The organism is Vibrio sp. Vb2880 (genome assembly GCF_033337975.1).
Classification (GTDB): domain Bacteria; phylum Pseudomonadota; class Gammaproteobacteria; order Enterobacterales; family Vibrionaceae; genus Vibrio; species Vibrio alginolyticus.
In genome coordinates this window covers 38,790-59,363 of record NZ_JAWORT010000006.1, presented here as the reverse complement: position 1 = coordinate 59,363, position 20,574 = coordinate 38,790, and the positions used below count along the sequence as shown (strand labels likewise).

Genomic DNA, 20,574 nt, shown 5'->3' with positions numbered 1-20,574 from the left:
CGTTATGTGGTGGTTAGTTGGAGAACTTGAATCAATTAGGCGCTTCTTGGGAATGGGTGGCGATGTACTCGTCGCCATCTTCATCCTCAGCTTTATGCTTTGGGCAGTATTGTTAGAACGTTGGTTCTATTTTGCTGCCGTCGCTCCAAAAGCCATGAAAAAAGCCGTTGGCTCATGGCAGGGGCGATCAGAGCACCAGAGCTGGAACGCTAAGATGATCCGACAAGAAATTGTTTCTCGTCAGGACATTGAGAATAAAAAGGGCCTGCCAATCGTGAAAGTGTTGATTGCGCTTTGTCCCTTACTGGGTTTGCTCGGCACCGTTGTTGGCATGATCCAAGTATTCGACATCTTAGCGGTAACAGGAACAGGAAGCCCTCGAGCAATGGCCTCGGGGATCTCAAAGGCAACAATCCCAACTTTAGCCGGGATGGTGGCTTCTCTATCAGGACTGTTCTTTAGTTCACGTCTTGATCATTTAGCCAAAGTCACAACGCAAAAGCTGGAAGATAAGCTAAAGCATATTGCCTGAGTAAATGGAATTAGAGGTATAGGTCATGAAAAGACGCTATAGCAGTGATAGCAGTGATGAAACCGCTATCGATATGACACCGATGCTCGACATCGTATTCATCATGTTGATCTTCTTTATCGTAACAACATCGTTCGTAAAAGAAGCTGGTCTAGAAGTAAACCGCCCGACGGCAAGCTCTGCGCAAACCGTGAAAAAAGGTAACATCATGGTCGCAGTTGGTGCGGCGGGTGATGTTTGGGTTGATAAACGCCGCATCGAAGTGGACGCGGTTCGCGCGAATATTGAACGTCTTCGTGCAGAAAGCCCTGATGGCGCAGTTGTTATCCAAGCCGACACAGAAGCAAATGCTGGCGTAGTCGTGAAGGTTATGGACCAGATCAAAATGGCAGGTGTAGAAAGCATCTCCATTGCCGCAACCAATAAGGATTAAGCTTATGCGGTATCTGGCCTCAATTGCACTGGCGCTCATTGTCTCCCTCGGGTTGTTCTGGGGGATGGACAAGCTAGTAAACAAAGAGCGCCACGAGTTAGTGTCGAATGATGACCTGCGTATGGTCGAGTTTATTCGCATTAAACCAGACGAAAAAATACAGGAGAAAAAACGCGAACTTCCAAAGCCACCACCGCCTAAGCGTCCGCCGCCGCCGCCAGAAATGAAAGTGACAGCGACAGTAAAACCGGTGATGGAGCAGACCCCAATGGATATGCCAAAGCTTGACCTACCCGTAAATGTTACAGGTGGTTCGGTGCTTGGACATTATAGCCAGGGTGGAGGTGCGCAACTCGCGGGTAGCGGAGGTCCAACACCTCTAGCGACATTCCAACCTCAAATGCCTAGGAAGGCTGCGAAAGCAGGAATAGAAAAAGGGGTCGTCTTATTAGAGTTTACTGTAAACGCACGTGGTGCCGTAGAGGACATCAAAGTTCTTAAAGAGCAACCACGACGCTTAGGCCTCGGTCGAGCGGCAAGAAAAACAGTCTCTAAATGGACATTTAAACCAAAATTGGTTGACGGGAAACCTGTTAGCTCGCGCCTATCGCAAGAAATAGAGTTCTCAACCAATTAAGGAGTCACGATGAAAAGTTTATGGAAAAGCAAAGTGGCTTCTTTAATTCTCTTCGCAGGAGTGGCAATGGCCGCTCCTACGATGGCAAAAGAAGCTCCTCAGTTATCAGATCGGACATTTCGAACCGTTAACAAAGTGCAAGAGTTGATCGCAACTGAAAAATATTCAGCAGCAAAAGAAAAACTAGCAAGCGCTTTAGAAAGCACAAGTTCGAAAAAATACGACCGAGCAGTTTTACTTCAGCAGACTGGCTTTTTGTATTCGCTACAAGACAATTATGTGCAAGCAGCAAAATACTTTGCCGAAGCATTACAGCTCGACGCACTTCCCGTTCCTGTTGCTCAACAAGTTCGCTACAGCTTGGCTCAGCTTTACCTAGCTGAAGAAAAGTATACGTTGTCTGTAAAAACGATGAAGGAATGGTTCAAGGTTGCAGAAACAACCAAAGAGAAGCCTCAAGCTCATGCTTATATCACGTTAGCGAGCGCTTATGTTCAGTTGGAAGATTACAAAAATGCAATCCCGCCAACCAAAAAAGCCATCGCGATGAGCAAGAGCCCAAGTGAGTCTTGGTACTTAATTCTCGTTGCATCTCACTACGAGTTAGGCCAGCTGAAAAGCGTTGCCAGTGTACTCAAAACTCTGACTTCAAAGTACCCTCAGAAAAAGCGTTACTGGATGCAACTTTCTGGTGTCTACATGGAGCTAGGTCAAGAACGCAACTCTCTAGCCACCCTAGAAATGGTTTACAAAATGGGGAAACTAGAAGGAGAGAAGGAATATTTACGCTTTGTAAACTTCTTGGCTTATCAAGGTATTCCATATAAAGCAGCCAAAACTCTTGAAAAGGAAATGGCAGCTGGAAACATTGAAAAGACGAAGGAAAACTATGACCGCCTAGCCAGTTTCTGGCAGCAAGCTAAAGAGCTAGATAAATCAATTCTCGCTTATAAAAAGTCATATAACCTCGCTCCTTCTGCTAAAACGCAAATTCAGATTGCTCGCTTAATGATACAAGACAAGCAGTATTCTGAAGCAACTCGTTTTGTAGAAAGCGCGGCATCCAGTGCCTCTAAAGAGCAAAAGGCAGAACTTGAATACATTCGCGGGATGGCCTATTTCGAGCTTAAGCAACCACAAAAGGCCTTGCAGGCGATGAAAGGCGCTGCTCAATCGCCAAAATTCAGGTCAACCGTTAGCCCTTGGATAAATTTCCTAGAGTCTCAAGGATAATTCGAAGATTAAGTGTGAGTCAGTCGCACGCCTGGGGAAGTGAAAGCTTCCCCTTTTTTCCGTTTTATCTTTATTAACCCCTATTTTTAACCAGAGTCACTCACGCAAGCCAAATCGGGACTCTAAACCTAAAATCAGCACACTAAACGGTTGTAGAAATGGTTTTAATAACAGAGTGCGCGGATGGTAAGTCCTGTACCACGCTCCTTCTTCGCTGTTTAGGAACACTCTGGCGTAAGTAACTATTTCATCTGGGACGATCACAGACAGAAAGATCAACTGGTAACAAAATAGAGATCATGATACTCTTCGCCTCCATTTTTCTGGCGGGATTATCACCAATATCCACCCCTTTGGTGGTTGATTTCTCAATGCCAGTGCTATCGTTATAAGAATGTCGAACTTTCCTTCGGCACTCAATCAATCCAATCAAAAGTGGAACAGTACAATGGGCAAAGGTACTCTCTATATCGTATCTGCACCTAGCGGCGCAGGTAAATCTAGCTTGATCTCAGCGATGTTGGAACGCAACCCAACCTACGCAATGAAAGTGTCTGTGTCTCACACCACGCGCAACATGCGACCTGGTGAAGAAAATGGTGTCCACTACCATTTTGTAGCGAAAGATGAGTTTGAAGCCCTGATCGCTAAAGGTGACTTCCTAGAATACGCAGAAGTGTTTGGTAATTATTACGGCACATCTCGTGTATGGATTGAAGAAACACTAAATAAAGGTATCGACGTTTTTCTAGATATCGACTGGCAAGGCGCACGCCAAATCCGTGAACAAATGCCAGAAGCCAAAAGCATCTTCATCCTGCCACCATCAAACGGTGAGTTAGAGCGTCGCTTGAACACTCGTGGTCAAGATAGCGATGAAGTGATCGCAAAGCGTATGGCTGAAGCCAAGTCGGAAATCTCTCATTACAACGAGTACGACTACGTGATCGTAAACGACGATTTTGATACCGCTTTGATGGATTTTAAAGCTATCTTGCGTGCTGAAAGATTGAAGGAAGAAAAGCAAGCTGCTAAATATAAAGGTATGCTTGACGCGTTGTTAGCAGAGTAACTTCAAAAAAGTCACGCTGTAAAACATAAAAGAATTTCCCGTTTTTTGCCCAGTGCGAAAAACACAATAAACTACCTGAGAAAGTCCACAAACGGTGGCTTGTCTAATTGCTAGTAAATAAAGTAGTTAGGTTGTATACTTTCTCGTCATTCTAAAATTTTAGTTAACTATTTGGAGTCCTCATGGCACGCGTAACTGTTCAAGACGCTGTTGAAAAAGTTGGCAACCGTTTCGACCTAGTACTGATTGCGGCTCGCCGCGCTCGTCAAATGCAAACTGGCGGTAAAGATGCACTAGTGCCAGAAGAGAACGATAAGCCAACGGTTATCGCTCTACGCGAAATCGAAGAAGGTTTAATTACTAAAGAAGTTCTAGACGCTCGTGAACGTCAAGAACAGCAAGAGCAAGAAGCGGCAGAGCTAGCGGCAGTAAGCAGCATCGCTCACAACCGTTAATTCTGACTTTAGAATTCAACAACCTCCCGGGCCTATAATTTGTATCTATTCGATAGCCTCAAAGACGTTGCCCAAGAATACCTAACAGAGCCTCAGATTGAGGCTCTGCGTCAATCTTATGTGGTAGCGAGAGATGCCCATGAAGGGCAAACCCGCTCTAGCGGTGAACCATACATCATCCACCCTGTCGCTGTGGCTCGTATCTTGGCCGAAATGCGCCTTGATATCGAAACCCTCCAAGCTGCTTTGCTGCATGACGTCATTGAAGACTGTGATGTAACTAAAGAAGATCTCGAAGAGAAATTCGGCAACACTGTCGCAGAATTGGTTGATGGTGTATCTAAACTGGACAAACTCAAATTCCGCGATAGGAAAGAGGCTCAGGCTGAGAACTTTCGTAAGATGGTTCTGGCCATGGTGCAAGATATCCGCGTCATTCTGATCAAACTGGCTGACCGCACGCACAACATGCGTACGCTTGGCGCGCTTCGACCAGATAAAAAGCGTCGTATTGCTCGTGAAACGTTAGAAATTTACGCGCCCCTCGCTCATCGTCTTGGTATTCACAATATCAAAACCGAACTCGAAGAGTTGGGCTTTGAGGCGCTATATCCCAACCGCTACCGCGTACTGAAAGAAGTGGTTAAAGCCGCACGTGGTAACCGTAAAGAGATGATCCAACGCATTCACAGCGAAATAGAAGGCCGTCTGCAAGATTTTGGCTTGAATGCTCGCGTCGTTGGTCGTGAGAAAAACCTGTTCTCTATCTACAACAAGATGAAAACCAAAGAACAGCGCTTTCACACCATCATGGATATCTATGCATTCCGAGTCGTTGTTGATACCGCTGATACTTGTTATCGCGTTTTAGGCCAAGTACACAGCTTGTATAAGCCACGTCCTGGTCGCATGAAAGATTACATCGCGGTACCAAAGGCGAACGGCTATCAATCGCTACACACTTCCATGGTTGGCCCACACGGCGTACCTGTTGAAGTTCAGATCCGTACTGAAGATATGGATCAAATGGCGGACAAAGGTGTCGCGGCACACTGGTCTTACAAAGACAAAGGCGACAAGTCTGGCACCACTGCGCAAGTGAAAGCTCAGCGTTGGATGCAAAGCCTGTTAGAGCTACAACAAAGCGCGGGTAACTCATTCGAATTCATTGAAAACGTAAAATCCGATCTTTTCCCAGATGAGATTTACGTCTTCACACCAAAAGGTCGTATCGTTGAATTGCCTTTAGGCGCAACGGCTGTCGACTTTGCCTATGCCGTACATACCGATGTAGGCAACTCTTGTGTTGGTGCTCGTGTTGACCGTAACCCTTACCCATTGAGTAAGGCATTGAAAAACGGTCAGACGGTGGAAATTATCAGTGCCCCTGGTGCGCGTCCGAATGCGGCATGGCTAAACTATGTCGTGACTTCTCGTGCCCGCACTAAGATTCGACAAGTACTGAAAACGATGCGTCGTGAAGAGTCGATTACTTTAGGTCGTCGCCTACTTAATCACGCACTTGGCCGTCACTCGATTGATTCAATTTATCCAGAAAATATCCAAGAAGTCTTGAATGATCTTCGCCTAGAAAGCATCGATGATTTATTGGCTGCTATTGGATTGGGTGAGTTGATGAGCATTGTGATCGCACGTCGTCTCCTTGGTGACACCGAAGAGCTCACGACAACAAGTTCAATCCCAACGGACTCGAAGAAGAAGCTTCCGATTCGTGGCGCAGAAGGCTTATTGCTGACGTTTGCAAATTGTTGTCATCCTATCCCAGATGATCACATTATTGCTCACGTATCGCCTGGTCGTGGTTTGGTTGTTCACCGAGAAACATGTCCGAACGTTCGTGGTTATCAGAAAGAGCCAGACCGTTATATGGCTGTCGCTTGGTCTGAAGACTACGATAAAGAGTTCATTGCTGAACTTAAAGTCGACATGCTTAACAACCAAGGTGCTCTTGCAGAACTGACCAACGTGATCTCGAAAACAGGATCAAACATTCATGGCCTTTCAACGGAAGAACGTGATGGTCGTCTATACACTGTGACTGTGCTGTTGACGACGAAAGATCGTGTCCACCTTGCTGGTATCATGCGTAAGATTAAGGCAATGCCTCAAGCAACCCGAGTCAGACGCAGAAAGAACTAACCTCTATCGCCACCTACTCTGTTAGGTGGCGATTTTTTATACCTCAATAAATATGAACCTAGAACGTTACAACCGTATTCACCAAGTCCTAAAAACTCGCCAAACTGATCTGACACTTTGTCTCGAAGAAGTACATAAGCCAAACAACGTCTCTGCTGTGATCCGCACCGCTGACGCGACAGGCTTACACAAAGTTCACGCAATTTGGCCAGACAAAATGCGTACGCTGAGCCATACCTCAGCTGGCGCGCGTAACTGGGTTGAAGTGGATACTCACGATTCGATTGAAACTGCGATTACCGAACTCAAAGCGCAAGGTATGCAGGTTTTGGTGACCAATCTTTCGGACACCGCCGTCGATTTTCGCGAGATCGACTACACCAGACCAACGGCAATCATTTTAGGCAGTGAAAAAGTTGGCGCTTCGGAGCAAGCCAAACAGCTTGCCGATCAAGACATTATTATCCCAATGGTGGGCATGGTGCAGTCACTAAACGTATCGGTTGCCAGTGCCGTAATTTTGTATGAAGCGCAACGTCAACGTGAAGCCGCAGGCATGTACGACCGAGAAGAAAGCGCTCTGCCTAAAGAGACAATCAACCGTATTCTCTTTGAACGTGGTCACCCAGTGCTGGCAAAGGTCGCGAAACGAAAAGGGCTCGTTTACCCACCACTCGATGAAGAAGGTCAAATCATCGCCGATGACGCGTGGTGGCAAGAGATGCAAAGCAAGTAACAGACTTTCGTCATCCTGAACGGCGGCGAAGGAGCGTGGTTCAGGATCTAATTCTCAAATATACAGATGCTGATTGTGTTAACTTCAGCGACATACTTGTTGGAAATAGAATCCTGATGTCGCTAAAGCTCCTCGGAATGATAGGTTATCAGTCAAATCATGACACTAACTAAAGCATGACTATTTTTTCCTGTACAAAAACACAGCTCCATGGTTAACATACTGCTATGTTAACCATTTTCTTGAGCCCTCTATGTCCGCCCAAATGTTATCTGCCGTCCCATTAACCTCCCTTTCTGGAGTTGGCGCGAAAGTCGCAGAAAAACTCGCCAAAGTTGGCTTACATAGCGTTCAAGATTTGCTGTTTCACCTTCCGTTACGCTACGAAGATCGTACTCGTATTTACCCTATTGCCAAACTGCATGCTGGCCTTTGGGCGGCCGTGCAAGGTAAGGTCATGGCAGTCGACACCATCTTCGGTAAGCGCAAAATGCTAACGGTAAAAATCAGCGACGGTAATGGCACTATCACGCTGCGCTTTTTCAACTTTACCGCAGCCATGAAGAACAATTTCACGCAAGGTAAGTTAGTACATGCTTACGGTGAAATTAAGCGCGGTGGCATGGGTTTGGAAATTGTTCATCCTGACTACAAGTTTTACGTTAGCGAGCAAAAGCCCGATGTAGAACAGAGCTTAACTCCTGTTTATCCCACTACAGATGGTTTACGCCAAATCACATTGCGCAACCTTACCGAACAAGCTTTAGCCCTGCTTGATAAAACCGCAGTGCAGGAATTACTTCCAGCTGGGTTGTATGACCATCAAATCACGATGTCGCAAGCGCTGCACACCATTCATCGCCCACCACCAACCATTAATTTAGATGAGTTTGACGAAGGCAAACATCCTGCCCAAATCCGCTTGATCATGGAAGAATTGCTCGCACAAAACTTATCGATGCTGGCGGTGCGTAGCAAAGGTCAGAAGGATTCAGCGCTACCTCTCGGTCCTTGTCATAAACTAAAAACGCAGCTTTTAGCCCAACTGCCTTTCTCTCCTACAAACGCTCAAACCCGAGTAGTACAAGAGATTGAAGCCGATCTAGAAAAACCGCACCCAATGATGCGATTGGTGCAAGGCGATGTTGGTTCGGGGAAAACATTGGTTGCCGCTTTGGCCGCTGTTAGAGCCATTGAGCATGGCCATCAGGTGGCACTCATGGCGCCAACCGAACTATTGGCCGAGCAACACGCTATCAACTTCGCAAACTGGTTTGAAACAATGGGCATTCAAGTCGGTTGGTTAGCGGGCAAACTCAAAGGTAAGGCAAAGGAAGCCGAGCTGGCTCGTATTGCCAGTGGTGAAGCGCAAATGGTAGTGGGTACTCACGCGCTATTCCAAGAGCACGTTGAATTTCATCACCTTGCTTTGGTCATCATTGATGAACAGCACCGCTTCGGTGTCCATCAGCGATTAGAATTGCGTGAAAAAGGCGCAAAACAAGGCGCCTATCCACATCAGTTGATCATGACGGCGACGCCTATTCCTCGCACCTTAGCCATGACCGCTTACGCCGATCTAGAAACTTCCGTGATTGACGAGCTACCACCGGGTCGAACGCCGATTCAAACCGTTGCCATTCCAGATACAAAACGTGACGACATCGTCGAGCGTGTCCGAAATGCCTGCTTAAACGAAGGCAAGCAGGCATATTGGGTGTGTACCCTGATTGATGAGTCGGAAGTATTAGAAGCGCAAGCCGCGGCAGATACCGCAGAAGAGCTTCAACGTAAACTGCCGGACGTAAAAATTGGTCTAGTGCACGGACGAATGAAGCCGGCAGAGAAACAAGCGGTGATGCAAGATTTCAAAGACAATAAACTGCATTTGCTGGTCGCAACGACAGTGATTGAAGTTGGTGTGGATGTGCCAAACTCTAGCTTGATGATCATAGAAAACCCTGAACGTCTTGGTTTGGCACAATTACACCAGTTAAGAGGTCGCGTGGGCCGAGGTTCCGTTGCTAGCCATTGTGTGCTGCTGTACCACTCTCCGCTGTCAAAAACCGCGCAAAAACGTCTCGGAGTACTACGTGAAAGTAACGATGGCTTCGTCATTGCGCAGAAAGACCTAGAAATTCGTGGCCCTGGAGAACTATTGGGTACAAAGCAGACAGGTCTTGCTGATTTCAAAATCGCAGACTTAGTTCGAGATCAACGCCTGATTCCCGAAGTTCAGCGTATTGCGCGTCATATTCATGACAATTACCCGACTAACGCAACAGCGATTATCGATCGCTGGTTGGGTGAGCGGGATATTTACTCCAAAGCGTAATGATTGAAAGCGAGCCAAATGGCTCGTTTTTTAATACGCCAAAAACAAAGCAAACGTTTGCTTTTTGAGTAAATCTCTCTATAATCGCGCACAAATTTTTAAGTGTGTTAGATCACACTCCACCAACCTGAGTTGACTCTGATTAACAGCAATCACAGGTAACGACGTCAACTCCACCCTGCTCTCCCATTCAGCGAGAACTAGGGAAATATTGCGACTAGCGAGACAAACAATGACAACTTCAAACCGATCTTCGGAACTGGTCTATCAACTCAACGATCGACCACCTTTGCCTCAAACCATTTTTGCCGCACTTCAGCACTTATTGGCGATGTTCGTCGCGGTTATCACTCCGTCACTGATCATCTGTCAGTCTTTGGGTGTACCAGCAGACCAAACGAATACCATCATCAGCATGTCTTTGTTTGCGTCAGGCGTGTCTTCGTTTATTCAAATTCGCACCGTTGGCCCAATTGGCTCTGGTTTGCTCTCTGTTCAAGGCACCAGCTTTAACTTTTTAGGTCCTATTATTGGTGCAGGCCTATCGCTGAAAGCCGGTGGAGCAGACATCAGTACCATGATGGCTGCCATTTTTGGTACGATTTTAGTCGCATCATTTGCAGAAATTTTTCTATCTCGCGTGTTGGAGCATGCCCGCCGAATCATCACTCCGCTTGTTTCAGGCATCGTCGTCACTCTTATCGGTCTCACACTGATTCAAGTCGGCTTAGTATCAATGGGCGGTGGCTACGCAGCATTAAATGAAGGAACCTTCGGCAGCTTAGACAAACTTGCTCTGGCTGGGACGGTACTTGGATTAATTGTGATTTTAAACCGCTCGAAAAACCCATACATCCGTGTGGCTTCAATCGTGATTGCGATGCTAGTGGGCTACATCATGGCGTATTTTATGGGGATGGTAGATACTTCTCAGCTAGGCGCAACCGAGATCGTAGCACTGCCCGTACCAATGCAATATGGCTTATCGTTTGACTGGTCTCTGTTCATTCCGCTGGTACTGATTTTCTTTATTACCGCACTAGAAGCCATCGGTGATATTACCGCAACATCTGAAGTGTCTGGTGAGCCAGTAAAAGGCCCAGTGTACATGAAACGCATTAAGGGCGGTGTGTTAGCAGACGGCTTAAACTCTGCAATCGCAGCCGTTTTCAACAGCTTCCCGAACTCAACGTTTAGCCAGAATAACGGCATCATCATGCTAACAGGAGTCGCGAGCCGCTACGTTGGTTACTTTATTTCTGGCATGTTAGTGATTCTTGGCTTGTTTCCTGGCGTCGCTAGCTTTGTTCAGCTGATTCCTGAGCCAGTACTTGGCGGCGCAACGATTGTCATGTTTGGTACGATTGCTGCCGCTGGTGTGCGTATTATCTCTCGTGTTGAGCTCGATCGCCGCGCAATTCTGATCATGGCCTTATCCTTCTCAATGGGACTTGGTATCGCACAAAAACCAGAGATCCTGCAATTTATGCCAGAATTTATTAAGAGTATTTTCTCAACTGGTGTTGCAGCAGGTGGCATCACAGCGATCATTTTAAATCTACTTCTGCCAGAGAAACTGGAAGACGAAGATGAACTTCCTCAGGAAGTGAAAGAGTCTTAAGATTATTGAGAATAATAAAAGCCCAACCTATTTAGGTTGGGCTTTTTGTTTAAAGGGTGCAGGCCATCGACTTACTTGGTAGGAAAGCTGATTTGAGCGATTAAACCGCCTTCACTGCGATTACGCATCACCACAGAGCCTGAATGTTGGCTGATTATACGCTTCACAATCGCCAACCCTAGCCCAGTGCCTTCACTACCGCGAGCGGTGTCACCACGCGTAAAGGGCTCAAATAACCTCGCGATTTGAGAATGCTCGATACCCGGTCCGTTGTCCTCTACTGAAATCCACACTAGCTGCTTATCTGCTGTCACACCAGTGCTGATTTTGACCCAGCCATTACCATAACGTAGCGCATTCACAACTAAATTACTGATCGCCCGCTTAATCGCAATCGCGCTTCCTTTGGCTGGTGGCAAGTTAAGATTAAGATCTGTTTCAATTTCAACCTCATAGCCACCTTCAGAACTGGCAACGTCACTGGCAATCGTACTGATATCAACCGCTTCAAACGATTCTTGGTTCACCGGTTTGAGATAATCCATAAACTGACTGATGATCTCATTACATTCTTCCGTATCGCTAATGATCCCCTCCGCAAGATAGCTGTCCTCAGGAGACATCATTTCTGTCGCTAGGCGAATACGCGTCAGAGGCGTTCGTAAGTCATGGCTAATCCCCGCCATTAATAAGGCTCGGTCTTCTTCTAGCTCTTGAATACCTTTCGACATTTGATTAAAGGCTCGAGTTACAGAGCGAATCTCCGATGCGCCTTTCTCTGCTAAGGGGGGCGGGATCTCACCTCGACCGACGTCTTTCGCGGCTCTCTCTAAAGCCAAAAGTGGACGGTTTTGCAAACGAATAAACAACCAACCACCAGCAATGATCAGCAGCGCCATAATCAAACTGTTACGAAACAGCGGTGCAAAATCTTCTTCTTGCAGCTCAGATAACGGAATACGAATGATGGAGTTCGGCAACTTTTCGATGTGCATCCACAAAATGTAACTTTCATCGCCAAGCAATAAGCGTACTTCTGTAGGCGAACCCAGCTCTTGGCTCATTTCTTCAGACATCAAATCAATCGACATTGCGTGATGAAATTCAATCGCCTTATCGCTGTCAAGGCTGTGAACCGTCACCCCTAATCTTTCTAATAATTGACGCCTTAACGGTGCATCAGACTTTAAAGGTCCTTCATCATCAAGCACCAAATTGAGCTCATGGGCGAGAATTTTATTGAACTGCTGCAAACTCGGCATCAACGCGTAGTTAAAAACGGCGTAGTAAGAGAAAACTTGGCTCGCGAGAAGCAAAGAGATGAACAGCAGAATAGATTGTGTCAGTGAACTTCGGATGCGCATGGAACGTTCCTAGTGGTCCTAATCGCGAAATTTCAGCCTTCAAAGGGAAGGTAATGAAGGCTGAAGTTGCTATAGCCAAGTGCTGGCTATGGAGTGAAGAGGTTACACCTCTTTGCCGTCTGGGACGAAAACATAACCTAGGCCCCATACGGTTTGAATGTAGCGCGGCTTGCTCGGATCGTCTTCTAACATGCGACGTAAACGTGAGATTTGTACGTCAATAGAGCGTTCCATTGCAGAATATTCACGGCCACGCGCCATGTTCATCAATTTATCTCGTGACATTGGCTCACGCGCATTCATCACGAGCGCCTTTAGGACAGCAAACTCTCCAGAGGTGAGTGGCATTGCCTCGTCACCGCGGAACATCTCGCGAGTGCCTAGATTGAGTCGGAACTCCCCGAACTCCACCACTTTTTCTTCCGTGCTTGGTGCACCCGGCAACTCTACAGTTTGGCGGCGTAATACTGCCTTGATGCGAGCCAACAATTCGCGTGGGTTAAACGGTTTTGGCAAATAATCATCCGCCCCTACCTCAAGACCTACGATGCGGTCCACTTCATCACCTTTCGCGGTGAGCATTAAGATTGGCAACATATTGTTCGCGTGGCGTAGACGACGACAAATTGACAAACCGTCTTCACCTGGCAACATTAGGTCCAGCACCATTAAGTGAAAGTTTTCGCGCGTTAGTAGGCGATCCATCTGTTCGCCATTGGCGACACTTCGTACCTGAAAACCTTGCTCAGAAAGGTAACGCTCCAATAGAGCACGTAAACGAGCATCGTCATCAACCACTAAAATTTTATGATTTTCTTGCATTGAAACATCCTTTCAGAAGCGTCTATTGTCGAAAATGTATCACTGTTTTTCCTAACGTGCTCAAGCAAATTGTTACTCTTTTTATCTTAAGCGCTTTATTCTCTCTCTAGCAGGTATTTTCAGCACCTACTATTGACCATAATTCCATTCCAGTTCACGTTTGGCCTCAAGCAGCTCTTGCTGTGCCTCAGCCAGCTTGTGACGTTTTTTCTCAATTTTGTCTGCTTTACCTGAATGCTGAGCTTCGACTAATTCTTCCTCTCGCTCCTCAACTTCTTTAGTCTTTTCTTCCACTTCTGCTTGCAGCTCTTGGCGCAGCTCACCTTCCGAGCATTCATTCTGGATAGCGGAAAGTGCTTGCTCCAAGCCTTTAATGCGATGCTCATTACCTTGCGCTTTTGCATACTCAAGCTGCTGCTCTACCGCTAACTCTTTAGCGTCACAGCCTTTCACTTCATCTTGAGCAAAAACTGAAAGTGAGAATCCTATTGTTAGTGCAGCACTACACATGACTGCTTTGTTCATTTTACTTCTCCGAGAAAGGCACCATACCTTTATACCAAATATTCTGACGTTGAGACCCAAGTCACTTCTAGTGAACTTCATGAGACTTGAATCAGTGATAAAGCCTCAGTCTTCCGAGGCCGGTTGAGTGTATTCAATTGAGTTGATGAACCACTCTTTTTCACCTTCTGGGGTGCGTACCGTGAACTCTTCATCCACTTGTTTTTTCAACATCGCTCGCGCCATAGGTGAATCGATAGAGATGTAGTCTTTCGCATCGCCATAAATCTCTTCAGGCCCGACAATACGAAACTTTTTCACTTCTCCTGCCTCATTTTCTATTTCCACCCATGCACCAAAAAAGACTTTGCCTTCTTGTTGCGGAGAATAGTCAACGATCGTGACTTCTGGCAGGAATTTACGAAGGAAGCGGACACGACGGTCGATCTGACGGAGTAAACGTTTATTGAAGGTGTAATCCGCATTTTCTGAGCGATCGCCCAGGCTCGCAGCCCAAGTGACGATCTTGGTGATTTCCGGGCGCTTTTCATTCCAAAGGTAATCATGCTCTTGTTTGAGTTTGTTGTAACCTTCTCGTGTAATCAGCTTAGTTTTCAAATTAACTCCTATCTCAACTAAAAAATGCTGCTCTTTGGCAGCATTAAGGAGATGATATACCCAAAGATCCAATGTTGTTCAGGCTTTGGGTATCAAGGTGATAAGGCGGCCAGAGTGTTACTTTTCGTAATCCGGTTTTTGCGTCACGATGTAATTCGTATCACTCGAAACAACCGCGCCATGTTTTAGGAAGTTTTTACCTAAAATCATGCTGTAATGGAAGCGACCTCGGTCCTGTAAGTTGACTCGGATCTTCTTCTCTAATTCGCCAAGCTTAACATGCATTTCAACCACAGGGCGTACGTTCGCTTTCTCGCCTTTCTTAGCTTTAATACGCATGACATCAACAACAGGCTTGGTAAACGCCTGTTTCATGCCAAGATCGTTCTCATAGGTAAAGCTCACCATGTCTTTGCCGTCTTTCTTAAACTGCTTGATGTTCTTAGCATTGATTGAGCTTACATCTGCACCCGTGTCTAACTTCACAGGGAAAGACATCCCCTCAACTTCAGCTACTTCGATATGGCCAGCTTTGAAAAGTGGCCTTGCATCTAGTAGATGGTCTGCGCGAGTGTTCAGCAACACACCACCCTTGGCTATGTCATGACCAAAGACGAAAAAGGGTTGAGTGTCACCCTCATCAAGCACATCGAGCGCAAACTTCATTGATGTGTCTTTTCTACCGAGAAGAAAGTCTCCTTCGACAACAGGGCGAACCGCGCTGCCAACCTTGAGCTTTTTCAACACTGGTTTGGTGATTTTTTCTTCTTTCCCCTCATCGTTCATTAAATAAAACGTGACGGACTCATCCTTACCTTTTTCTGTTACTTCAAACCCATTTACACGCAGTAATGGCGTTTTCACAGTAAAAGTGGGGTAAGCAGGGACGGTATAACCATCAATAGTGACCTGTTCTTCTGGTGAAACGACAAGAGGTTTTGATTTGAGTGCGCTTTTGAACGTTTTTTCTACGCCACCCAATAGATTTTCTCTGTCCGTATCAATAACAAAGTGCTGACTTGCGACGTCCCGACCTAAGCGAATTTGCGAACTGAACTTACTGCGATCACGCAGATACACCAACCAACGTTGAGTTTCATTTTCGCCGACTTTGACGGGTAAATAGACTAAAGGACGCTCGCTTTTGGTCGTTTTCAACATTCGTACCAAGGGTAATGTCATTGGGTGACGCTTGCCATTCTCGCCCTCTAACATAAAAGAGACTTCGTTATGCTTTTTGTCTACCTTGATGTCCAGTGCATGGACGTTGGTATAACGGCTAGAAGTTGAGATGCTGATCTTATATGGCACACCTTCGACTTCAACCGTCTCTTTTTTGCCAATCATTTTTGCGCTTGGCTGTTCTTGAAGATAATCGTAACCAGCGAAGACCCATGCGTTATCATCGAGATAAGTTTTACCAATCAAGATAGGAGAAGAGAATTGCGTACGCTTGGTCAGGTTCACTTCCGTATCAACGGTGTGACCAGCGATTGTCATCGGCATTTTTATTGTCGGGCGTAGGATGGGCTTTTTGCTTGTTCGACTGCGAATCGCGCTCACTCTTTCCAGATCATCGGTAATCTGTATTTCCTTCCCAGTATAAGGGTGAGGAACCGTAAAGCTAACCTTTACTTGATATGGCTTAAAGCTGTCGGCGTCCCACTTTGCCTTCGTACCACCTAAGTCATCGACAATCGCCCAAAGTAACTCGTTATCTTTCAAATCTTGGTAATCTGGGTGTGAGCTACTGACATGGATATTCTCCGCATGCATCGATGTCGTATCTGCACCAGTATCAATCTTGCCAATAAATGGCACCGCTTTTAGTTCCGGAATGTCACTGTAGTAGACGCTCTCCACACGCCCTAGTACCAATTTGTTATCGAGCTGATAAACGGGAGCTTGTGTGGTTCCTGAGATAGACTGCGCCCAACTAAGCGGGGCGGCAAGTAAGGCACTCGTAAGCGCTAACGCCAAAGACATTTTTTTCATCATGATTATCCGTATAAGCCGAGGTACATTTAGTGATATCAACAACCGTGGAATTAGGTTAGTCGATAACTGCGGATATAAGTTCTCAATTTAATTACAGTTTTGACATAAATCTGACTGATGTCCACCAGCGCCCGGTAAATTTTTGCCTCGTTAATTTAAAACATTGCAAATTCCATGAATGACCCCAATGTTCTATACACAACCAATACCCAAACAGAATTAAAGAGAATACACGGATGAGCCAAGCTATCTGTCGCATGATTGCTCAAGAGCTGAATGTTCGCCCAGAGCAAGTCAACGCCGCTGTCACCCTAATTGATGATGGCAACACTGTCCCTTTTATTGCACGTTACCGCAAAGAGGTGACGGGGGGCCTTGATGATACCCAGCTTCGTACTTTGGACAGCCGTCTGTCTTACCTTCGTGAAATGGATGATCGCCGTCAAACCATCCTCAAATCAATCCAAGAGCAAGGCAAACTGACGCCAGAGCTAGAACAAGAGATCGCGCAGGCAGACAGCAAAACTCGTCTTGAAGACTTATACCTACCTTACAAACCAAAGCGTCGTACGAAAGGTCAGATCGCGATTGAAGCTGGTCTTGAACCACTCGCAGATCAGCTTTGGAATCATCCACAAACCGAGCCAGAAAGCGAAGCAAGCAAATACCTTGATGCAGACAAAGGCATCGCAGACACCAAAGCTGCATTGGATGGCGCTCGCGCGATCATCATGGAGCGCATCGCAGAAGACGCAAACTTACTGGAAAAAATTCGCAACCACTTAAATCGCAATGCGGAACTGGTTTCACGAGTCGTTGAAGGCAAAGAGCAAGAAGGCGAGAAGTTTAAAGATTACTTCAACCACAACGAGCCCCTAAGCAAAGTGCCATCGCACCGCGCACTGGCGATGCTACGCGGCCGTAACGAAGGCTTCCTGACATTGGCGATGAACGCTGATCCAGAACAGGAAGAAGGCGCTCGTCAGTCTTACTGCGAAACGATTATCGCCGACCATTATGGCGTAACGCTAAGCAGCGCACCGGCGGATACCTGGCGTAAGCAAGTGATCAGCTGGGCATGGCGCATCAAAGTATCGATGCACATGGAAACCGAGCTAATGGGCGCAATGAAAGAGCGCGCTGAAATCGAAGCGATTGAAGTATTCGCCACTAACCTAAAAGACTTGTTGATGGCAGCACCGGCTGGCCCTCGTGCAACACTTGGCCTAGATCCGGGTCTGCGTACAGGTTCAAAAATCGCGGTTGTCGACTCAACAGGTAAAGTGCTTGCAACCGAAACCATCTACCCTCACCCACCACAAAAACAATACGACAAGTCAGCACAAATCGTTGATCAGTTGGTGCGTAAGTACAATGTGGATTTGATTGCGATTGGTAACGGTACGGCTTCACGTGAAACCGACAGCTTTGTCGCAGACGTCATCAAACGTGGCAACCTGAAAGTTCAGAAGATCATCGTAAGTGAAGCGGGGGCTTCGGTTTACTCAGCGTCTGAGCTTGCAGCAAAAGAGTTCCCGAATATGGACGTATCACTGCGTGGTGCAGTGTCGATTGCACGTCGTTTGCAAGATCCATTGGCTGAACTCGTGAAAATTGATCCGAAATCTATTGGTGTGGGTCAATACCAGCACGATGTAAGCCAATCTATGTTGGCAAAACGCCTAGATGCGATTGTGGAAGACTGTGTAAACGCGGTTGGTGTTGATGTGAACACTGCTTCTGCGGCGCTACTGACGCGCGTAGCAGGCTTATCAAGCACCATCGCGCAGAACATTGTCGACTTCCGCGATGAGAACGGCCGCTTCGAAGCACGTACAACCTTAAAGAAAGTACCTCGTTTAGGTCCTAAGGCTTTCGAGCAGTGTGCAGGCTTCCTACGAATCATGGATGGTAAGAACCCACTTGATGCGTCTGCGGTTCACCCAGAAGCGTACCCAGTGGTCAAAGCGATTTCTGAGAAGAACAACAAAGATATCAAAGCACTGATTGGTGATTCAAGCTTCCTTAAAGGTCTGCATGCGGTCGATTACACCGACGATAACTTCGGCGTTCCAACCATTACAGACATCATCAAAGAGTTAGACAAGCCGGGTCGTGACCCACGTCCAGAATTCAAAACGGCGACCTTTGCAGAAGGTGTAAACTCGGTATCTGACTTGGAACCGGGCATGATTCTAGAAGGTGTGGTATCAAACGTAGCCAACTTCGGTGCCTTCGTTGATATTGGCGTTCACCAAGATGGTCTCGTACACATCTCTGCACTGACAGATCGTTACGTGTCTGACCCACGTGAAGTGGTGAAAGCGGGCGACATCGTCAAAGTGAAAGTGATGGAAGTTGACGTGCAGCGTAAGCGTATTGGTCTATCGATGCGTATGAACGACGAACCGGGTCAAGACAACCGCAGCCAACGCTCATCAGCAGCGCCACGTCGTAATGACCAACCGCAGCGTCGTCAGCCTCGCCGTGATGATTCGTCATCGAACAGCGCGATGGGCGGTGCGTTTGCTGCAGCGTTTGCTAAAGCGAAAAAGTAACCTTACCTAGGCTTCACCGCTAACGAGCTTTCATAACTAAAAAGAAAACGCTCCAATCAGTCAACCTGCTTGGAGCGTTTTTGTTTGAGTAGGATATTGAGTCGTCATAATACTGCTATCACTTCTGACGGGGTATGGGGAGCGACTGCATGACCATAATGAAACTTGATCACCTTCCTGCGCTTTTCCATTAATCCTTCATTGATCGCAGCATCCAAAATGCGCTTTGGTAAGCGAAAGCGGATCGCGTAGCCTTTCCCCTGGTCTTCACTATACGATTTGAGCGCAAGCAAACTAAAAAGCCGTTCTAGTGTATCTTCCGGCTCTTCTTGATAACGCGTGTCGACTTCCGTTTCCATATCATAATCAGGATGCTCTGAAGGATCCCAAGAAGACTGACGTCGGCGCTTGTCGTCACCTTTTACTTTTCGCTCTGCATTGGTTTTGGCCAATGCGACCGTTGGCGTTACAGGCTCTCGGACTTTATTGTCGCGAGCTGCTTGTTCCGTCTGCACATTCACGGATGGGGCGATCAGTGGCACACTTACGTTGGTCGGTGACACAATCATTGCGAACCCTCCTCAGAGTCGCCCAACTCGTCAATATGGCTTAGCTTTATTGGCTAATAAAACCTCACCAGCCTTTATATCGACCACTTTTTAAACAACTTGAGGTATTTCCGCTCGTACTTGCTCAATCGTGAGCAAACTCTCGGATTTGAACACAAAATTCGTCATGTTCGGTGATAAAAGGCGCATGAGAGGACTGATTAAAAACAAACTGCTGGGTATGAGGCAACTGTTCACTTAAATCGTTAGCTACTTTAATTGGCACCAACCCATCTAAACGGCCATAAAGACGCAACATTGGAACAGAAAGAGACGTCAACGCATCGCGCAGATCCACATCAGCAAGGATGTTTAGCCCAACCAACAGCGATTCAGGGTTTGGCTGAGGGCGCGATAGTACCGCTTGCTTGAGCTGTTTAACGTCTTTACGCGCTGATGGGCTGCCCATCGCTTGCAACGCCATAAAGCGCTCAATGGTCAGTGAGAAATCTTCTAGCAACTGAGAGGTGAACGCACTCAGTACATTCGGTTGAATGCCACGCCACGGTTTTTCTGCGGCAAATTTAGGTGAGCTGGCAACCGTAATCAACTTAGCCACGCGCTCGGGCATATTTAATGCCACATGCGTCGCCACTAAACCTCCGAGGGACCAACCAAGCCAAATCGCTTTCTCTGGCGCACCTTGCACCACCAAGTTAGCAATATGGTCTAAATCTTCAGCATGAGATTCGGCGCTATGTCCGTACCCCGGAAGGTCAACCACATGAACTCGGAAATAAGGTTGAAGAGACTCGACTGTCTGCTGCCATACCGCACCATTCATGCCCCACCCATGAAGTAACACCAAATCTGGTCCCTGACCAAATGACTGCCAGTGTAATTTCGTGCTCATGCTCTCAATCTCTCCCACTTATTTTATTCCCTACG

18 protein-coding genes are annotated in these 20,574 nt (G+C 46.8%); 11 read left to right on the top strand and 7 right to left on the bottom strand.

Annotated elements, in window-relative coordinates; all coding sequences use genetic code 11:
* The first annotated feature begins 4 nt into the window (after positions 1-4).
* The 10 genes from R7M92_RS08625 (at position 5) to R7M92_RS08580 (ending at position 11,214) form a co-directional block, all read left to right on the top strand.
* Entirely contained in the window at positions 5-532 is a 528-nt protein-coding gene (locus R7M92_RS08625) for a MotA/TolQ/ExbB proton channel family protein (protein WP_005379363.1), read from the top strand.
* A 25-nt stretch (positions 533-557) separates the two neighbouring features.
* A complete protein-coding gene (locus tag R7M92_RS08620; RefSeq protein ID WP_005379359.1) occupies positions 558-965 on the top strand; it encodes an ExbD/TolR family protein in 408 nt (135 codons plus the stop codon).
* Positions 966-969: 4 nt separating this feature from the next.
* Entirely contained in the window at positions 970-1,602 is a 633-nt protein-coding gene (locus R7M92_RS08615) for an energy transducer TonB (RefSeq protein ID WP_005379353.1), read from the top strand.
* Between the two features lie 9 nt (positions 1,603-1,611).
* Positions 1,612-2,835, top strand: coding sequence for a tetratricopeptide repeat protein (locus R7M92_RS08610; protein ID WP_005379348.1), 1,224 nt, complete (start codon positions 1,612-1,614; stop codon positions 2,833-2,835).
* Between the two features lie 448 nt (positions 2,836-3,283).
* Positions 3,284-3,907 carry a guanylate kinase gene (gmk, locus tag R7M92_RS08605; protein WP_005379347.1) on the top strand — a complete coding sequence of 208 codons (624 nt, stop codon included), beginning with the start codon at positions 3,284-3,286 and terminating at the stop codon, positions 3,905-3,907.
* A 182-nt stretch (positions 3,908-4,089) separates the two neighbouring features.
* Positions 4,090-4,362, top strand: a complete 273-nt coding sequence (gene rpoZ, locus R7M92_RS08600) for a DNA-directed RNA polymerase subunit omega (RefSeq protein ID WP_005379346.1) — start codon at positions 4,090-4,092, stop codon at positions 4,360-4,362.
* Positions 4,363-4,401: 39 nt separating this feature from the next.
* Positions 4,402-6,522 (top strand): bifunctional GTP diphosphokinase/guanosine-3',5'-bis pyrophosphate 3'-pyrophosphohydrolase, encoded by a 2,121-nt coding sequence (spoT, locus tag R7M92_RS08595; RefSeq protein ID WP_005379340.1) that lies wholly within the window; start codon positions 4,402-4,404, stop codon positions 6,520-6,522.
* A gap of 52 nt (positions 6,523-6,574) precedes the next feature.
* Positions 6,575-7,258, top strand: coding sequence for a tRNA (guanosine(18)-2'-O)-methyltransferase TrmH (gene trmH, locus R7M92_RS08590; protein WP_017635001.1), 684 nt, complete (start codon positions 6,575-6,577; stop codon positions 7,256-7,258).
* Between the two features lie 253 nt (positions 7,259-7,511).
* Positions 7,512-9,593, top strand: coding sequence for an ATP-dependent DNA helicase RecG (gene recG, locus R7M92_RS08585; RefSeq protein WP_086046435.1), 2,082 nt, complete (start codon positions 7,512-7,514; stop codon positions 9,591-9,593).
* Positions 9,594-9,825: 232 nt separating this feature from the next.
* Positions 9,826-11,214 (top strand): uracil-xanthine permease family protein, encoded by a 1,389-nt coding sequence (locus tag R7M92_RS08580; RefSeq protein ID WP_005379335.1) that lies wholly within the window; start codon positions 9,826-9,828, stop codon positions 11,212-11,214.
* Positions 11,215-11,285: 71 nt separating this feature from the next.
* Here R7M92_RS08580 and envZ read toward each other — a convergent pair whose 3' ends face one another.
* The 5 genes from envZ to R7M92_RS08555 all read right to left on the bottom strand — a co-directional run bounded on the left by envZ (position 11,286) and on the right by R7M92_RS08555 (position 16,520).
* Positions 11,286-12,578 (bottom strand): two-component system sensor histidine kinase EnvZ, encoded by a 1,293-nt coding sequence (gene envZ, locus R7M92_RS08575; RefSeq protein ID WP_017820700.1) that lies wholly within the window; start codon positions 12,576-12,578, stop codon positions 11,286-11,288.
* 102 nt (positions 12,579-12,680) lie between these two features.
* Positions 12,681-13,400, bottom strand: coding sequence for a two-component system response regulator OmpR (gene ompR, locus R7M92_RS08570; RefSeq protein ID WP_005379333.1), 720 nt, complete (start codon positions 13,398-13,400; stop codon positions 12,681-12,683).
* Between the two features lie 129 nt (positions 13,401-13,529).
* Positions 13,530-13,925 carry a DUF1090 domain-containing protein gene (locus R7M92_RS08565; RefSeq protein ID WP_017635004.1) on the bottom strand — a complete coding sequence of 132 codons (396 nt, stop codon included), beginning with the start codon at positions 13,923-13,925 and terminating at the stop codon, positions 13,530-13,532.
* 105 nt (positions 13,926-14,030) lie between these two features.
* Positions 14,031-14,522: a transcription elongation factor GreB gene (gene greB / locus R7M92_RS08560; RefSeq protein WP_005379321.1), complete on the bottom strand. Its 492-nt coding sequence runs from the start codon at positions 14,520-14,522 to the stop codon at positions 14,031-14,033.
* Positions 14,523-14,639: 117 nt separating this feature from the next.
* On the bottom strand, positions 14,640-16,520 hold the full coding sequence (locus R7M92_RS08555; RefSeq protein WP_005384728.1) for an ATP-dependent zinc protease: 1,881 nt from the start codon (positions 16,518-16,520) through the stop codon (positions 14,640-14,642).
* A 236-nt stretch (positions 16,521-16,756) separates the two neighbouring features.
* Here R7M92_RS08555 and R7M92_RS08550 point away from each other — a divergent pair, with 236 nt between their 5' ends.
* The gene (locus R7M92_RS08550) at positions 16,757-19,078 is read left to right on the top strand and encodes a Tex family protein (protein WP_017820698.1); all 2,322 of its coding nucleotides are present in this window, start codon (positions 16,757-16,759) and stop codon (positions 19,076-19,078) included.
* A 104-nt stretch (positions 19,079-19,182) separates the two neighbouring features.
* On the opposite strand, the gene R7M92_RS08545 is transcribed toward R7M92_RS08550, so the two are convergent.
* Positions 19,183-19,647 (bottom strand): hypothetical protein, encoded by a 465-nt coding sequence (locus R7M92_RS08545; protein WP_005379316.1) that lies wholly within the window; start codon positions 19,645-19,647, stop codon positions 19,183-19,185.
* 124 nt (positions 19,648-19,771) lie between these two features.
* The gene (bioH, locus tag R7M92_RS08540) at positions 19,772-20,539 is read right to left on the bottom strand and encodes a pimeloyl-ACP methyl ester esterase BioH (protein WP_005384724.1); all 768 of its coding nucleotides are present in this window, start codon (positions 20,537-20,539) and stop codon (positions 19,772-19,774) included.
* Positions 20,540-20,574: the final 35 nt, after the last annotated feature.

Excerpts from the sequence above, each read along its gene's own strand:
- R7M92_RS08625 (WP_005379363.1), top strand. The coding sequence starts at position 5 with ATGTGGTGGTTAGTTGGAGAACTTGAATCAATTAGGCGCTTCTTGGGA.
- R7M92_RS08620 (WP_005379359.1), top strand. The coding sequence starts at position 558 with ATGAAAAGACGCTATAGCAGTGATAGCAGTGATGAAACCGCTATCGAT.
- R7M92_RS08615 (WP_005379353.1), top strand. The coding sequence starts at position 970 with ATGCGGTATCTGGCCTCAATTGCACTGGCGCTCATTGTCTCCCTCGGG.
- R7M92_RS08610 (WP_005379348.1), top strand. The coding sequence starts at position 1,612 with ATGAAAAGTTTATGGAAAAGCAAAGTGGCTTCTTTAATTCTCTTCGCA.
- gmk (WP_005379347.1), top strand. The coding sequence starts at position 3,284 with ATGGGCAAAGGTACTCTCTATATCGTATCTGCACCTAGCGGCGCAGGT.
- rpoZ (WP_005379346.1), top strand. The coding sequence starts at position 4,090 with ATGGCACGCGTAACTGTTCAAGACGCTGTTGAAAAAGTTGGCAACCGT.
- trmH (WP_017635001.1), top strand. The coding sequence starts at position 6,575 with ATGAACCTAGAACGTTACAACCGTATTCACCAAGTCCTAAAAACTCGC.
- recG (WP_086046435.1), top strand. The coding sequence starts at position 7,512 with ATGTCCGCCCAAATGTTATCTGCCGTCCCATTAACCTCCCTTTCTGGA.
- R7M92_RS08580 (WP_005379335.1), top strand. The coding sequence starts at position 9,826 with ATGACAACTTCAAACCGATCTTCGGAACTGGTCTATCAACTCAACGAT.
- envZ (WP_017820700.1), bottom strand. The coding sequence starts at position 12,578 with ATGCGCATCCGAAGTTCACTGACACAATCTATTCTGCTGTTCATCTCT.
- ompR (WP_005379333.1), bottom strand. The coding sequence starts at position 13,400 with ATGCAAGAAAATCATAAAATTTTAGTGGTTGATGACGATGCTCGTTTA.
- R7M92_RS08565 (WP_017635004.1), bottom strand. The coding sequence starts at position 13,925 with ATGAACAAAGCAGTCATGTGTAGTGCTGCACTAACAATAGGATTCTCA.
- R7M92_RS08555 (WP_005384728.1), bottom strand. The coding sequence starts at position 16,520 with ATGATGAAAAAAATGTCTTTGGCGTTAGCGCTTACGAGTGCCTTACTT.
- R7M92_RS08550 (WP_017820698.1), top strand. The coding sequence starts at position 16,757 with ATGAGCCAAGCTATCTGTCGCATGATTGCTCAAGAGCTGAATGTTCGC.
- R7M92_RS08545 (WP_005379316.1), bottom strand. The coding sequence starts at position 19,647 with ATGATTGTGTCACCGACCAACGTAAGTGTGCCACTGATCGCCCCATCC.
- bioH (WP_005384724.1), bottom strand. The coding sequence starts at position 20,539 with ATGAGCACGAAATTACACTGGCAGTCATTTGGTCAGGGACCAGATTTG.